Consider the following 14,318-nt stretch of genomic DNA (forward strand, 5'->3'; position numbering starts at 1 on the left):
CCCGGCGCGCTCGGGCAGTGCGGGTCCGGCGATCTATACGCGCGGACGGGGCCGCGATGCGCCGCTACGCCACCGGCGGCATGGGCTTCCAGTCGGGGTCGCGGTAGATCTTCCGCGCGGCGCGCATGCCGCGGACGAGCTGGCGCACGCCGGTCTTGAAGGTGCGGTCGACCACCGCGAGGCGGATGAGCTCCTTGGCGAGCGTTGCGGCCGTCCCCACGCCGAAGAGGAAGCGCCGGTAGTCGCCGTGTTCGCGCAGGTAGCGCGCGAAGAACCCGCGGTTGCGCATGATGTAGTAGCGGTTGGTGTCGCTCGTGCTGCTGAGCTGCCGCACGCCGGAGACCTCCCAGTTGGCGATCACGCGGCTGCGCTGCAAGATCACGTCGGAGACCACGACGGTGTCGGTCACCTTCGAGGCGAGGTAGCCGTAGCAGGCGTCATCGCCGTAGATGAAGAAGCGCGGGTCGGGGAAGCCGATGCGCCGCACGACCGCGCGCGAGAAGAGTCCGCCCTCGAAGCACAGTGAGTTCATGCGCCGCGCGCCCGTGGGGCCGAGGTCCGATTTCGCCAGCGGGTTGGGTATGCCGAGCGCGGTGAACTGCTGGTACTGCCAGAAGAAGGGGCCGCCGTCGTAGTCGAGGCGCGAGCCCTGCACCACGTCGTAGCGGTCGGTCCAGCGGGCGAGCCGCTCGATGGCCTGAGGCATGACCAGCACGTCGTCGTCCATGACCCAGAACCACTCGGCGCCCAGCTCGAAGGCGCGCCGCACGCCGGCGGAGAAGCCGCCCGCGCCGCCGAGGTTGTCGGTCTGCGGCGCGTAGACCATCCGCGAGCGCCCGCCCTCGGCGTCCGGCCCGGTCGGGCCCCAGAGCGCGTCGAGGCGCGCGCCGGTCCGCTCGACGAGCGCGCGGGTCTCGGGCGCGCTCTCGTTGTCGACGACCACGATGCGCCAGGGGGCGCAGGTGAGGGAGGCGTAGGAGTCGAAGAGGTTCGCGAGGAGCTCCTGCCGCTTGTAGGTGACCACCACGATCGCGAGGCGCTCGAGGGGCTCGGGGGCCGGCGCGGACGCGGCGGGTGCGGCCTCGGCGGCGCCCGGGACGGACGCGGGCTGCGCCTGGTGGTTACTGTTCTCGGTTGCGGTGCTCACGGAGCCGGCCTTCCGGTTCTCGACGACGGATGCGCGCTTTCGCGCAGCCCCATTATAGGGCAGCGCCCCGCGCGCCGGCGCCGCGCCCGCGGCAGACGGCCTCCCGCGGCGAAAAACCCGCAAAGGGGCCGCGCCACGCGGCGGGCGTCCGTGGCGAAAATGCCAGGCTCCCGCTCGCGCCGCCCGCGCACGTGCCGGCGCGGTATCATGGATGCGAAACGCTACGACAAGGAGGGACCCGTGGAGAGCCCCAACGACGCGAACGGCCCGATGGCCGCCCCGCACGACGATTCCGCCCCTCACGACGGAGTCGCCCCGCTCGTCTCGCTGCTCATGCCCATCATGAACGTCGAGCGCTACCTGCTCGAGAGCCTCGCCTCGGCGCGCGCCCAGACGCTCGCCGACATCGAGATCATCTGCATCGACGACGGCTCGACGGACGGCTCGCCCGCGATCATGCGCGCAGCCGCCGCCGAGGACGGTCGCATCCGCGTGGTCGAGAAGGCGAACTCCGGCTACGGCGACTCGATGAACCGCGCCCTCGACCTGGCGCGGGGCACCTACATCGGCATCCTCGAGCCCGATGACATCATGTACCCCGACGCGCTCGAGCGCCTGGTCGACGCCGCCGAGGCGGCAGGGGCCGAGGTCGCCAAGGGCAACTTCGAGCTCTTCTGGTCGAGCCCCCATGAGCGCACGGAGTTCTTCGAGGTCGCGTCCGGGAAGCGCTGTGCGGCGCCGTCGTGCCCCCTCGACGAGCCGTTCATCTTCTACCAGAAGCCCTCGATCTGGTCGGCCGTGTACCGGCGCGACTTCCTCGAGCGCAACGCCATCCGCTTCTTGCCCACCCCGGGCGCGTCCTTCCAGGACTGCTCGTTCTCCTTCAAGGTGTTCGCGAGCGCGGCTCGCGTCGCCTACGTGCACGAACCCGTGCTCCGCTACCGGCAGGACAACGAGGGCTCGTCGGTCAACGCGCGCGACAAGGTGTTCTGCACCTGCGACGAGTACGCCGAGATCGAGCGCTGGATCGCGCACGAGTTCACCGCGGCCCATGGCAAGGCGGCGGCGCGCGACCTTGCGCGCATCGCGCAGGTGGCGAAGTACGATTCCTACATGTGGAGCTACGTGCGCCTCGCGCCGGGGTTCCGCGTGGCGTTCCTCGAGCGCATGGCGGCCGAGTTCGCCGGCGCGCTCGAGCGCGGCACGTTCTCGCTCGAGGACCTCAAGCCGTGGAAGCGCGCGAATCTCTCCGCCATCATGCGCGACCCGGACGGGTGGGCCCGCGACAACGCCTCGTACGCAGGTGCCGGCCCGGTGGGCCGCATGCTGCACTACCTCAAGCTCGGCGGACCGGGGCTGCTCGTGTCCTTCGCGATGAGCCGGGTGCGCCATGAGTAGGGGGGAGCGGCCCGCAGGGGCCGCTGCCGCGCCCGCCGCCGCGCTCGCGCCACGCGTCAGCTTCATCGTGCCGGTCTACAACACCGAGCGGACGCTGCCGGCCTGCCTCGACTCCGCGCTCGCGCAGACCGTGGCCGACATCGAGGTCGTCTGCGTGGACGACGGCTCGCCCGACGGCGCCGCGGCGGTGCTCGCCTCGTACGCCGCGCGCGACCCGCGTGTACGCGTGATCCATCAGGAGAACGCCGGCCTCTCCGCCGCCCGGAACACCGGGCTTGCCGCGGCCCACGGCGAGCTCGTCGCCTTCCTCGATTCCGACGACACCGTCGAGCCGAACCTCTGCGAGCGCGTGCTCGCCGCCTTCGCCTCGGCTCCGGACGTAGATGCGGTGACGTTCGGCGCCGTCTGCGAGCCCGAGGAGGCGGCATCGGCGCGCATCAAGCGCCTGCTGAGCCCCGAGGACGGGGTCTTTCGCGGTTTCGACCCGGCGCTGCTCTTCTCGGCGAACGCCCAGCCCTACGCTTGGCGCACGGTGCTCTCGCGCGCCTTCGTCGAGCGCTGCGACATCCGCTTCGACGAGTCGCTGCGCTTCGCCGAGGACGTGCCGTTCCACTTCACGGTCTACCCGCTCGCCCGCACCACGGTGCTCATCGCAGACAGGCTCTACCGCTACCGCATGACGGACGGCTCGCTCACGCACGTCTTCAACGCACGCTCCTCGCGCTCGCGCAAGCTCGAGCAGCACCTCGAGGTGCTCGCGAGCATCTTCGGCGCCTGGGAGGAGCACGGCATCGGCGCGCTCTGCCCGGCCGAGATGGTCACCTGGTGCCTCGACTTCACGCTCTTCGACATCCTGGGCGTCGACGCCGAGACCTCCGCGCACTGCGCCCGTCGTCTCGTCGCGCTCCTGGAGCGCGCCTACGGGCCCCGCTGGGCCGACCTGCCGCGCCAGAGCGCCGTGCGCCACGCCGCCCATGCCGTCGCGCGCGCGGACGGCGCGGGGGTCCACCTGGGCAAGGCCGGCCTCATGCGCTTCTTCGTCGCGACGCGCGGCCTCGCCCAGTGCGTGGAGCGGGCGCTGCGCCGCGGCTGATCTTACCGGTTCCGGTCGCGCCCCCGCGCGGCCGCAGATGGAAGGAAACGAGATGGACGAGCAGAAGGTACCCGCGACGGCCACGGGCCCGCAGCCGATGGGGGCCGCCCCGGCGCCCGCCGACGGCTTCTTCCGCGTCGCCGCCGCGACGCCCGAGATCCGCGTGGCCGATGTCGACGGCAACGCCGACGCCGTGGTCGCGTGCGTGCGCGCGGCGGCTGAGCGGGGCGCCCGCGCGCTCGTGCTCCCCGAGCTCTGCCTCACGGGGTACACCTGCGCCGACCTCTTCCTCGACCGTGCCCTGCAGGCGGCATCCGAGCGGGCGCTCGCGCGCGTCCTCGATGAGACGGCGAAGCTTCCCGTCCTCTTCACCGTGGGCCTGCCCGTGCCGGTGGGCGGCGCGCTCTACAACTGCACGGCCGCCTGCTGCCGCGGCGAGCTTCTGGGCCTCACCGCCAAGGAGAGCCTGCCCAGCTACGGCGAGTTCTACGAGCGCCGCTGGTTCACGCCCGCGCCCGCGCCCGAGGAACCCGTTCCGGTCGAGGTGGCCGGGCAGGTGGTACCGCTCGCGTCGCGCATCGTCTACCGCTGCGCCGACGAGGGCATGGGGGATGTCGCGGTGGGCGTCGAGGTCTGCGAGGACCTCTGGGTCGCCGCGCCGCCGAGCGTCGACATGGCGCGCGCCGGCGCGACCGTGATCCTCAACAGCTCGGCGTCGAGCGAGGTCATCGGCAAGGCCGAGTACCGCCGCAGCCTCGTCGCCGGGCAGAGCGCGCGGCTTTTCTGCGCCTACGCCTACGCAGACGCGGGCGAGGGCGAGTCGACCACGGACCTCGTCTTCGCGGGCGAGAACCTTATCGCCGAGAACGGCTCCCTGCTCGCGCGCACGCCGCTCTTCAGCTGCGAGATGGCCGTGGCCGACGTGGACCTCGACCGCTTGGTCGCCGAGCGCCGGCGCTGCACGACCTGGGTCGAGCCCGCCGCGCCGCGCGTGCTCGACGTCGGCTTCTCGTTCATGGCCGATGACGAGGCGCCGGCATGCGCCGGTGCGCGCACGCTGTACTCGGCGCTCGACACCCTGCGCACGTTCCCGCGCACGCCGTTTGTGCCCGCCGCCCGCGAGGACCTCGCGGAGCGCTGCGAGACCATCTTCGGCCTGCAGGCCGCCGGCCTCAAGACGCGCCTCGCCCACACGGGGACCAGAAGCGCCGTCATTGGGCTCTCCGGCGGGCTCGACTCCACGCTCGCGCTGCTCGTGGCCGTCCGCGCCTTCGATGCGCTCGGCCTCGCGCGCACGGGCATCACGGCCGTGTCGATGCCGGGGTTCGGCACCACCAGCCGCACGAAGGGCAACGCCCAGACGCTTGCCGAGGCGCTCGGCGTGAGCTTCCGCGAGGTGCCCATCGGCCTCGCGGTCGAGCTGCACTTCGCCGATATCGGCCACGACCCGGCCGTTCAGGACGTCACCTACGAGAACAGCCAGGCGCGCGAGCGCACGCAGGTGCTCATGGACCTCGCCAACGAGCTCGGCGGCTTCGTGATCGGTACGGGCGACCTCTCCGAGCTCGCGCTCGGCTGGGCGACCTACAACGGCGACCACATGAGCATGTACGGGGTGAACGCGAGCGTGCCCAAGACGCTCGTGCGCCATCTCGTGGCCTACGCCGCGGACGCGTTCGGCGGCGAGATCGCGCGCACGCTCCTCGACATCCTCGACACGCCCGTCTCGCCGGAGCTTCTGCCGCCCACGGGCGCGGGCGAGATCGCGCAGAGGACCGAGGACCTCGTGGGGCCCTACGAGCTCCATGACTTCTTCCTCTATCACCTGCTGCGCTTCGGGTTCGCTCCGGGCAAGATCTTCCGCATGGCCTGCCGCTCGTTTACGGGCGTCTACGACCGCGAGACGGTGCGCTCGTGGCTGCGCGTGTTCTACCGGCGCTTCTTCGCGCAGCAGTTCAAGCGCAGCTGCCTGCCGGACGGGCCCAAGGTGGGCTCGGTCACGCTCTCGCCGCGCGGCGATTGGCGCATGCCCTCGGACGCGGCGGCGCGTCTCTGGCTCGAGGAGATCGACGCGCTCTAAGGCCGGCGCGCTCTGACCGGTGGCGGCCGGGCGCACCCGCACGCGGCCCCGCTCCGGGCGGCATGCGGCCGCATGCGGGGCCCGGGCGTGCTACATTGTTGACGTTTGCATTGGGATCGCGCGGGCGCCGCGGCGCTCGCGCAGGGGATAAGGGCGGTTACCATGGAATTCTCGCATCGTCTTGACCGGTTCGGCGCGGAGGTCTTCTCCTCGCTCAACGCGAAGCGCCTCGAGCTCGAGGCGGAGGGTCGCACGATCTACAACCTGTCCGTGGGCACGCCCGATTTCGCGCCGTACGCCCACGTGGTCCAGGCGCTCCGCGACGCCGCGGCCGACCCCGCCCAGTGGAAGTACAGCCTGGGCGACCTGCCCGAGCTCAAGCAGGCGGTCTGCGACTACTATGAGCGGCGCTTCGGTGTGACGGGCATCACGCTCGACATGGTCGCCTCCTGCAACGGCACCCAGGAGGGCGTGGGGCACCTGGGGCTGGCGCTGCTCGACCCCGGCGACACGGTGCTCGTGCCCGACCCGTGCTATCCCGTGTTCGAGGCGGGCGTGAAGATCGCCGACGGCGAGCTCGCGTACTACCCGCTCAACGCCGAGCACGACTTCCTGCCCTATGTGGCCGGCATCGACCCCGAGGTCGCCGACCGCGCGAAGTACATGATTGTGTCGCTTCCGGCGAACCCCGTGGGCAGCGTCGGGACGCCTGAGCTCTACGAGGAGATCATCGCGTTCGCGCGCGAGCATGACCTGCTCATCGTGCACGACAACGCCTACTCCGACATCGTCTACGACGGCCCGCGCGGCGGGAGCTTCCTGTCCTACCCCGGCGCGCTCGAGGTGGGCGTGGAGTTCTTCTCGCTCTCCAAGTCGTTCAACGTCACGGGCGCGCGCATCGGCTTCATCGTGGGTCGCGCCGACGTGGTCGCCGCCTTCGCGAAGCTGCGCAGCCAGATCGACTTCGGTATGTTCTTCCCCATCCAGAAGGCGGCCATCGCCGCGCTCACGGGTCCGCTCGACGAGGTCGAGCATCAGCGCATGATGTACCAGGAGCGCCGCGACGCGCTCTGCGACGGGCTGGAGACGATCGGTTGGGAGCGGCCCAACGCGCACGGCTCGATGTTCGTCTGGGTCAAGCTTCCGGGCGGCCGCACGGACTCGATGGCGTTTTGCGAGGAGCTCATGGAGCGCGCGGGCGTCGTGGTCACGCCGGGCGCGAGCTTCGGGCCGTCGGGCGAGGGCTACGTGCGTATGGCGCTCGTGCTGCCGCCGGAGGGCCTGCGCGCCGCCGTCGCCGCGATCGAGGCGGCGGGCATCAGGTAGCCGTTCCGAGAGAAGACGCAATCGGGGCCGCATCCGGTAGCTCGGATGCGGCCCTTGCTGTGAGCGTGCCTCCCGTGTGCGCCACATGCACGCGCACTCCCGGTGCACACTCGTCGGCCGCTCGAACCCCGTTTTGCGTCATCTGCGTATCCGGAGGCCGCTCGGGTAGACACATATTTCGTTTTTGTACGATTGGGGCCCAAGACCCCACATTCGGAAAGTCTCTCAACTGGGCTTTTGTTAGTCGATATCCACCGGGTGGAGAAACCGCACCGGTAAACGCCGAGGACCGATCGTGCAAAATCGAAAAAAGTGTCTAGGAGGGACGTCGGGACGTGAGTTTCCTGTCGTGATCCGGGGCCCTGATTAGCCGTCTGAAAATGGGAGAGAATCAGTAGCGTATAGACGGACCCGTCGGCACCTGCCGGACGGGAGATGGGAGGCAGCTATGATCAACGATCGCAAGGTGGCCATCGTCGGCTGCGGATTCGTGGGCTCCTCGTCAGCGTTCGCCCTCATGCAGAGCGGGCTCTTCTCGGAGATCGTCCTCATCGACGTCGACCGCGCTCGCGCGGAGGGCGAGGCGCTCGACATCGCGCACGGCGTGCCCTTCGCGAGTCCGTGCAAGGTCTACGCGGGCGACTACGCAGACGCGGCCGACGCCGCGATCATCGTGGTCACGGCGGGCGCCGCCCAGAAGCCTGGCGAGACACGGCTCGACCTCGTGACCAAGAACGTGCAGATCTTCAAGTCCATCATCCCCAAGATCCGCGAGAGCGGCTTCGCGGGTGTGCTGCTTGTCGTCTCCAACCCGGTCGATGTGCTCACGTATGCGGCCATCCGCATGTCCGGCCTGCCCGAAGGCCAGGTCATCGGCTCGGGCACCGTGCTCGACACAGCCCGCCTGAAGTACATGCTCGGCGAGCACCTCGAGGTCGACCCGCGTGCCGTCCATGCCTACATCATGGGCGAGCACGGCGACTCCGAGTTCGCCGCCTGGTCGAGCGCCATGGTCGCAGGCGTGCCGCTGGATACGTTCTGCGAGATGCGCGGCCACCGCGACCACGAGGCCGCCGAGCGGCGCATCGCCGAGGACGTCAAGATGAGCGCGTACGAGATCATCGAGCGCAAGCACGCCACCTACTACGGCATCGCCATGACGGTGAAGCGCATCTGCACCGCGATCATGCACGACGAGGACAGCGTGCTGCCCGTGTCGAGCCTCATGGTGGGCGAGTACGGCCTGGACGAGATCGCCATCTCCATGCCGACGGTCATCGGGCGCAAGGGCGTGGTCTGCCGCGTGCCCGTCGCGCTCTCCGAAGACGAGATGGAGAAGCTCCACGGATCGGCCCGCGCGCTCAAGGAGATCATCGAACAGGTCGACTTCGAGGCGTAGACCCGCGCTAGAATCGATAAGGTAGGGGAGGGCTGCCGGGAGTAGGATAGGGCTTCCGACCGGGCGGCCCGGTGCACGCGGACGGGGGAGTATGGCTGCGGAGCGGGAAGAGGAGCTGGGACGGGCGCATGGCGCCGACGCGCAGGAGGGCGGCACGATCGTCACCTACGCGCGCACCTGCCTCGATACGTTCCGGGAGCGCCCCCTGGGCGCGGTGGACAGCCTCATCCTCTCGTGGCTCTCCTACTTCCGCCTGCCGGCGCCGCTTCTCGCGGAGGTCCCCGACTTTGCGGGGAGCCGCGGCGCGCCGCTCGCGACCCTTCTGCGCGCCGAGCACTTCGACGAGATGATGGGCACGAGCTGGGACCCTGAGGGCAGCCGCGACCTTCTGTTCGCCGTCTGTGCGAGCCCGCGCTTCCGCGACATCCGGGTGGCCCTCTGCCGGGCGACATCGAACGAGGAGCGCGAGGAACAGTTCGCCGCCGCCACGTTCCTTCTGCCCGATGGGGCGGTCTACGTGGCCTTCCGCGGCACGGACTCGACGATCGTGGGCTGGAAGGAAGACTTCAACATGGCCTTCCAGTGCCCCGTGCCGGCTCAGGTCTCCGCCGCGGCGTACCTCAAGCGCGTCGCCGAGACCTACCCGGGCGCGCTCTACGTGGGCGGGCACTCCAAGGGCGGCAACCTCGCGGTCTACGCCTCCATCATGCTGCCGCACACGCAGCAGGACCGCATCGTCCGCGCGTTCTCGCACGACGGCCCGGGTTTCAACGAGAACTTCCTGCGCGGGCGCGGGTTCGCGCGCATGCGCGACCGCGTGGACAAGACTCTGCCGCGCTCGTCGGTCTTCGGGATGATCTTCGAGGACCAGGAGGACTACTCGATCGTGGACAGCACGAGCTTCGCGCTTCTGCAGCACAACCCCTTCTCGTGGGTGGTCGATGGGACGGAGTTCCGCTGCGTGGAGCGCATCTCGGCCGGCGCGCGCTACGTCGACTCCACGCTCGCGAGCTGGATGCGCAGCGTCACGCCCGAGGAGCGCGGCCGCTTCATCGACACCGTGTTCGAGGTGATCGGCGCGGCGGACAGCGAGCGCTTCGCCGAGATCCGCGGCAGGTGGCAGACGACCGTGCCCAAGATGCTCGCCGCGGCGGGCGACATCGACCCCGAGACGCGCCAGCTCATCATGAGGACCGTGGGCGCGCTCGTGAAGTGCGCCACCGTGGGCCAGGTCGCGGACGCCGCCGCGCGCGTGGCCGCATCGGCGAGCGATGCCGCGGCGCGCATGGCCGACCGCCTGCCCACGACGCGCCCGCGGCTCTAGCAGCGCCCGCGGCTCTAGCGGTTCTCGATCGAGCCGATGTTGCGGAGCTCGATGGAGATGAGGCCGTTCGGCTCGTTGCGGAAGGCGATGTAGTCGGAGTTCGATCCCATCTCGGCGGGGAAGGTGATCTCGATGCCGGTGTCCGTGCGAATCTTGTGGTTGCGCACGGTGGCGCGTTCCACCTGGGCGCGCTCAGCACGCACGCGTTGGGGCACCTGCTCGCGCTCGAGCGCCTGCTTGACCTCGTCGCGCACCTGCGGCTCGTCCTCAAAGATGTCGTCCACGATGTCCCAGGGCGGCAGCTCCTCGTCCTCCTCCACGTGCTCCACCATCGCGGCCTTGGCCATGGCGAGCGCCACGGCGGTGTTCGCACCGTGCTCCTCGGCGACCTCGGCCACCACGCGCGTCACCGTGTCGATGACCTCCTTGGTGGAGATGCCCGTCTCGCACTGGAGGAGTCCGTCGGGGATGAGCATGGTCTCCGTGCCGGCGATGGAGCGCGGCTTGTCCTGGTAGAGCACCTCAAGCGAGCTCGCGCGCACGAGCGCGTAGGAGGTCACCTTCTGCGAGGGGTTGGGGAGAATCGCGTAATGCCGGGCGATATCGGCCTCGACGGCGCCGTTCACGTTCGCGACCTCGTGCATGAAGGCCATGCGGCTCGCCATGAGCAGCACCGCGAACCAGCGCACGTCCTCGTCGTCGGTGAAGTCGGCGATGAGGATGTCGGTGGACTCGGGCTTCTCGGCGCGGGCGAGCTCCTGGGCCAGGAACTCGGCGATTTGCTGTGAGAGGTCGATGAACTCGCGCTCACCGAAGAAGTAGCGCTTGAGCTCCTCGGCGAAGGCGGAACCGTCGGCGAAACTGCCGGGGCGGTTGTCCGCCGCGGTGCGGGCGCGGCGCAGGTGCTTGGTCACGAAGCCCTTCACGGCGCGCGTGTCGAGCGCGAGCTCGCGCGCGGAGAACACGTTCACGGCGGACTCGGCGTCGAGCACGTGCAGGATGGCGTGGTTGATGTTCATGGCGAGCCTTTCGGAGTCGGGCTTGGTAGCGCTATCGTCCAGTCAAGGAATTCTAGACCATACCGCTCATGTGAGCGGCAATCGGTGATGGCAGTATTGTCCGAATTGAAGTTTGCGAGTAAATGAGTCGTGGTGTTTCCGCATCCCCGTTTGACTTCCTCGTGAGCAGGAAGTGGGCGAGTCTATTTCGCTGTGTATAATCAATGTGGTTAGCTTTCATGACATGCTGCAAATCTGATTCGAAAGGTTCTGTTGTATGCGTAGTGACAATAATTCGCTAGTTTCGGTGATTGTCCCGATTTACAACGTCGAAAAGTACCTTGACCAATGCTTGGAGAGCATTTCTGCACAAACACATAAGAATCTTGAGATTATCTGCATCAATGATGGAAGCACTGACGGATCGCTCGAAATCATCAAGAAGCATGCTGATCGAGATAGCCGGATTCGCGTAATCGATAAGGAGAACGGTGGCTACGGCGTAGGCTGCAATCTCGGTATTCAGGAGTCGCATGGCGAGTGGATCTCCATCGTCGAACCTGATGATTGGATCGATGCATCGATGTACGAGGATATGCTTGCGTTTGCCTCGAGTTTCGAAGAGACAATCGATATCGTTAAAACACCATGGTGGAGTGTTGAAAAATGGGATAACCCGAAGAAGCAGCGAATAAAGCACTGTAAGCTCCACAAGCGAATCAAGACATCTACGAGGCCATTTACTTTGGACGAGCATACGCTCCTTATCGAGATTCACCCTGGGATATGGTCGGCGATTTATCGCAAGGAGTTCCTCAAGGAAAACGGGATCCTTTTTCCGGAATATCCAGGGGCCGGATGGGCCGACAATCCGTTTTTGGTAGAAACCCTTTGTCAAGCAAAGGCCATTCTCTACTTAGATAAACCCTATTACTACTATCGTGCTGATTTGCCGAAATCCACCCTGTATCACAAGACAAATGAGGCTATTGCCCGACCTTTTGATCGCTGGATTGACATGACAGATGTTATGCAGCGCATCGGTGTAACCGATTTGGGTATCTGGCAGTCCCATTATCTACGTGGTTTTAATTACATAGACGGCGCTCGTTATGACGACGGAGAAACAAACCCCGTAGTTCTTAAAAAAACTCTTGAAGTGTTCCAACATATGAATAGCGAATATGTTCTGAATAACCCAAAGCTCAATAAAAAGAGAAAGCGTCGGTATCTCCAAGCTCTAGGAATTAACTATACAAATATTCCCATGGACGGAAGAATGGCCCATTTTGCTCATGAAACCGTTGAAACGCTTCGTGTCGAAGGACCATTTATCTTCATAAAGCGTGTTTGGATTCTATTCCATGGAGCCAAAAAACATCCGAAGAGGAAGCCGAGATAGACGAAAGGTCGCTAGAGCCATTGGGGATTCGCTTCATACGATTCAACGGCTCAATATCGGATAGCTGCGACGTGTGGTTTGGATAGCTGTCTGCTTGCTGCTATACAATGTGGGCATGTCTTCTAGTGTCGGTCCTGTTCAATGGATCAAAAGGACTGGAGTGTTATGAAGGGCATCATCCTCGCGGGCGGCTCGGGCACGCGCCTGTACCCGCTCACCACGGTCACGAGCAAGCAGCTCCTGCCCGTGTACGACAAGCCGATGATCTACTACCCGCTATCGGTCCTCATGATGGCGGGCATCCGCGACATCCTCATCATCTCGACGCCCACGGACCTGCCCAACTTCGAGCGCCTGCTGCGCGACGGGTCGGACTTCGGCATCAACCTCTCGTACGCCGAGCAGCCCTCACCGGACGGCCTCGCGCAGGCCTTCATCATCGGCGAGGAGTTCATCGCCGGCGAGCCCTGCGCGCTCGTGCTCGGCGACAACATCTTCTACGGCAACGGCCTCTCGCGCCACCTGCGCCGCGCCGTCGCGAACGCCGAGGAGCATGGCGGCGCCACGGTCTTCGGCTACCACGTGGACGACCCCGAGCGCTTCGGCGTCGTCGAGTTCGATGCGGACGGCAAGGCCGTCTCCATCGAGGAGAAGCCCGAGCACCCCAAGAGCTCCTACGCCGTGACGGGGCTGTATTTCTACGACTCGCGCGTGTGCGACCTCGCCCGCCAGGTGAAGCCCTCCGCCCGCGGCGAGCTCGAGATCACGGACCTCAACCGCATGTACCTCGAGGACGGCACGCTCTCAGTCGTGACGCTCGGCCGCGGCTACGCGTGGCTCGACACCGGCACCATGGAGAGCCTGTACGAGGCCGGCGAGTTCGTGCGCGCCGTCGAGCGCGCCCAGGACACGCCCGTCTCGGTGCTCGAGGAGATCGCCTACGAGAACGGCTGGATCGACCGCGACACCCTGCGCGCGTGCGCCGAGCGCTACGGCAAGAGCGTCTACGGCCAGCACCTGAAGAAGGTCGCCGACGGCATGTTCATCAAGCGGCCGGCGGAGTAGGGCGCCCCGCTCGGGCCTCGCGGCCCGCTACCTTGCACGAGCGACAGGAACCTAGGAGAATCATGTCAGAAGAGATCTTCGAGCCCAGAAACATCATCGTCACGGGAGGCTGCGGCTTCATCGGCAGCAACTTCGTGCACTACGTGGTGAACAACTGCCCCGGCGTGCACGTGACGGTGCTCGACAAGCTCACCTATGCCGGCAACCCCGAGAACATCGCGGGCCTGCCCGCCGACCGCGTGGAACTCGTGGTGGGCGACATCTGCGATGCCGAGCTCCTGGACCGGCTCGTCCCCGGGCACGACGCCATCGTGCACTACGCGGCCGAGAGCCACAACGACAACTCCATCGCGAACCCCGAGCCGTTCCTGCGCACCAACGTGGAGGGCACGTACTGTCTGCTTGAGGCCGCCCGCAAGTACGGCGTGCGCTACCACCACATCTCGACCGACGAGGTCTACGGCGACCTCGCGCTCGACGACCCCGCGCGCTTCACCGAGGAGACGCCGTACCACCCGTCGAGCCCGTACAGCTCCACGAAGGCGAGCTCCGATTTGCTGGTGCGCGCGTGGCACCGCACCTTCGGCGTGCGCGCCACGATCTCCAACTGCTCGAACAACTACGGTCCCTACCAGCACATCGAGAAGTTCATCCCGCGCCAGATCACCAACATCCTGGAGGGCATCCGGCCCAAGCTCTACGGCGACGGCAAAAACGTCCGCGACTGGATCCACACCGACGACCACTCGAGCGCCGTGTGGACCATCCTCACCAAGGGCAAGATCGGCGAGACCTACCTCATCGGTGCCGACGGCGAGAAGTCGAACATCGAGGTGCTCCGCGCCATTCTCGAGCGCATGGGCAAGGATGCCGACGACTTCGACTGGGTGCGCGACCGTCCCGGCCACGACCGCCGCTACGCCATCGACTCGACCAAGCTCCGCCGCGAGCTGGGCTGGCAGCCGCGCCACACCGATTTCTCCGAGGGCCTGGACCAGACCATCGCGTGGTATACCGCCAACCGCGCCTGGTGGGAGGGCGCCAAGGCCGCCACGGAGGCTAAGTACGCCGCACAGGGACAGTAGG

The 14,318-nt window shown here is 67.0% G+C and carries 11 protein-coding genes; 9 read left to right on the forward strand and 2 right to left on the reverse strand.

The window, feature by feature from the left end:
• Positions 1 to 64 precede the first annotated feature (64 nt).
• Complete coding sequence (locus FS885_RS02360; protein WP_144743394.1) at positions 65 to 1,147, reverse strand: glycosyltransferase; 1,083 nt, start codon at positions 1,145 to 1,147, stop codon at positions 65 to 67.
• A gap of 240 nt (positions 1,148 to 1,387) precedes the next feature.
• On the opposite strand from FS885_RS02360, the gene FS885_RS02365 reads away from it, so the two are divergent.
• The 6 genes from FS885_RS02365 (at position 1,388) to FS885_RS02390 (ending at position 9,767) form a co-directional block, all read left to right on the forward strand.
• Positions 1,388 to 2,545: a glycosyltransferase family 2 protein gene (locus FS885_RS02365; protein WP_186365745.1), complete on the forward strand. Its 1,158-nt coding sequence runs from the start codon at positions 1,388 to 1,390 to the stop codon at positions 2,543 to 2,545.
• Positions 2,538 to 3,638 (forward strand): glycosyltransferase family 2 protein, encoded by a 1,101-nt coding sequence (locus FS885_RS02370; protein WP_144743396.1) that lies wholly within the window; start codon positions 2,538 to 2,540, stop codon positions 3,636 to 3,638. The genes FS885_RS02365 and FS885_RS02370 overlap by 8 nt, the downstream gene beginning before the upstream one ends.
• 52 nt (positions 3,639 to 3,690) lie before the next feature.
• A complete protein-coding gene (locus FS885_RS02375) occupies positions 3,691 to 5,718 on the forward strand; it encodes an NAD(+) synthase (RefSeq protein WP_425458920.1) in 2,028 nt (675 codons plus the stop codon).
• 162 nt (positions 5,719 to 5,880) lie between these two features.
• Entirely contained in the window at positions 5,881 to 7,044 is a 1,164-nt protein-coding gene (locus FS885_RS02380) for a pyridoxal phosphate-dependent aminotransferase (RefSeq protein ID WP_144743397.1), read from the forward strand.
• A gap of 448 nt (positions 7,045 to 7,492) precedes the next feature.
• Complete coding sequence (locus FS885_RS02385; protein WP_144743398.1) at positions 7,493 to 8,443, forward strand: L-lactate dehydrogenase; 951 nt, start codon at positions 7,493 to 7,495, stop codon at positions 8,441 to 8,443.
• A 91-nt stretch (positions 8,444 to 8,534) separates the two neighbouring features.
• Positions 8,535 to 9,767 carry a DUF2974 domain-containing protein gene (locus FS885_RS02390; RefSeq protein ID WP_144743399.1) on the forward strand — a complete coding sequence of 411 codons (1,233 nt, stop codon included), beginning with the start codon at positions 8,535 to 8,537 and terminating at the stop codon, positions 9,765 to 9,767.
• A gap of 14 nt (positions 9,768 to 9,781) precedes the next feature.
• Here the strand turns inward: FS885_RS02390 and FS885_RS02395 are convergent, their stop codons facing one another.
• Positions 9,782 to 10,786 carry a nucleoid-associated protein gene (locus tag FS885_RS02395; RefSeq protein ID WP_144743400.1) on the reverse strand — a complete coding sequence of 335 codons (1,005 nt, stop codon included), beginning with the start codon at positions 10,784 to 10,786 and terminating at the stop codon, positions 9,782 to 9,784.
• 256 nt (positions 10,787 to 11,042) lie between these two features.
• On the opposite strand from FS885_RS02395, the gene FS885_RS02400 reads away from it, so the two are divergent.
• The 3 genes from FS885_RS02400 to rfbB all read left to right on the forward strand — a co-directional run bounded on the left by FS885_RS02400 (position 11,043) and on the right by rfbB (position 14,317).
• Complete coding sequence (locus FS885_RS02400; RefSeq protein ID WP_144743401.1) at positions 11,043 to 12,167, forward strand: glycosyltransferase; 1,125 nt, start codon at positions 11,043 to 11,045, stop codon at positions 12,165 to 12,167.
• Between the two features lie 165 nt (positions 12,168 to 12,332).
• Positions 12,333 to 13,232 (forward strand): glucose-1-phosphate thymidylyltransferase RfbA, encoded by a 900-nt coding sequence (rfbA, locus tag FS885_RS02405; protein ID WP_144743402.1) that lies wholly within the window; start codon positions 12,333 to 12,335, stop codon positions 13,230 to 13,232.
• A 62-nt stretch (positions 13,233 to 13,294) separates the two neighbouring features.
• Complete coding sequence (gene rfbB / locus FS885_RS02410; protein WP_144743403.1) at positions 13,295 to 14,317, forward strand: dTDP-glucose 4,6-dehydratase; 1,023 nt, start codon at positions 13,295 to 13,297, stop codon at positions 14,315 to 14,317.
• Position 14,318: the final 1 nt, after the last annotated feature.

It is taken from the genome of Enorma burkinafasonensis, from assembly GCF_902150035.1.
GTDB lineage: Bacteria > Actinomycetota > Coriobacteriia > Coriobacteriales > Coriobacteriaceae > Enorma > Enorma burkinafasonensis.

What these genes read in the sequence shown, in the direction of transcription:
- FS885_RS02370 (WP_144743396.1), top strand. Translation starts at nt 2,538, where the DNA reads ATGAGTAGGGGGGAGCGGCCCGCAGGGGCCGCTGCCGCGCCCGCCGCC.
- FS885_RS02375 (WP_425458920.1), top strand. Translation starts at nt 3,691, where the DNA reads ATGGACGAGCAGAAGGTACCCGCGACGGCCACGGGCCCGCAGCCGATG.
- FS885_RS02380 (WP_144743397.1), top strand. Translation starts at nt 5,881, where the DNA reads ATGGAATTCTCGCATCGTCTTGACCGGTTCGGCGCGGAGGTCTTCTCC.
- FS885_RS02385 (WP_144743398.1), top strand. Translation starts at nt 7,493, where the DNA reads ATGATCAACGATCGCAAGGTGGCCATCGTCGGCTGCGGATTCGTGGGC.
- FS885_RS02390 (WP_144743399.1), top strand. Translation starts at nt 8,535, where the DNA reads ATGGCTGCGGAGCGGGAAGAGGAGCTGGGACGGGCGCATGGCGCCGAC.
- FS885_RS02395 (WP_144743400.1), bottom strand. Translation starts at nt 10,786, where the DNA reads ATGAACATCAACCACGCCATCCTGCACGTGCTCGACGCCGAGTCCGCC.
- FS885_RS02400 (WP_144743401.1), top strand. Translation starts at nt 11,043, where the DNA reads ATGCGTAGTGACAATAATTCGCTAGTTTCGGTGATTGTCCCGATTTAC.
- rfbA (WP_144743402.1), top strand. Translation starts at nt 12,333, where the DNA reads ATGAAGGGCATCATCCTCGCGGGCGGCTCGGGCACGCGCCTGTACCCG.
- rfbB (WP_144743403.1), top strand. Translation starts at nt 13,295, where the DNA reads ATGTCAGAAGAGATCTTCGAGCCCAGAAACATCATCGTCACGGGAGGC.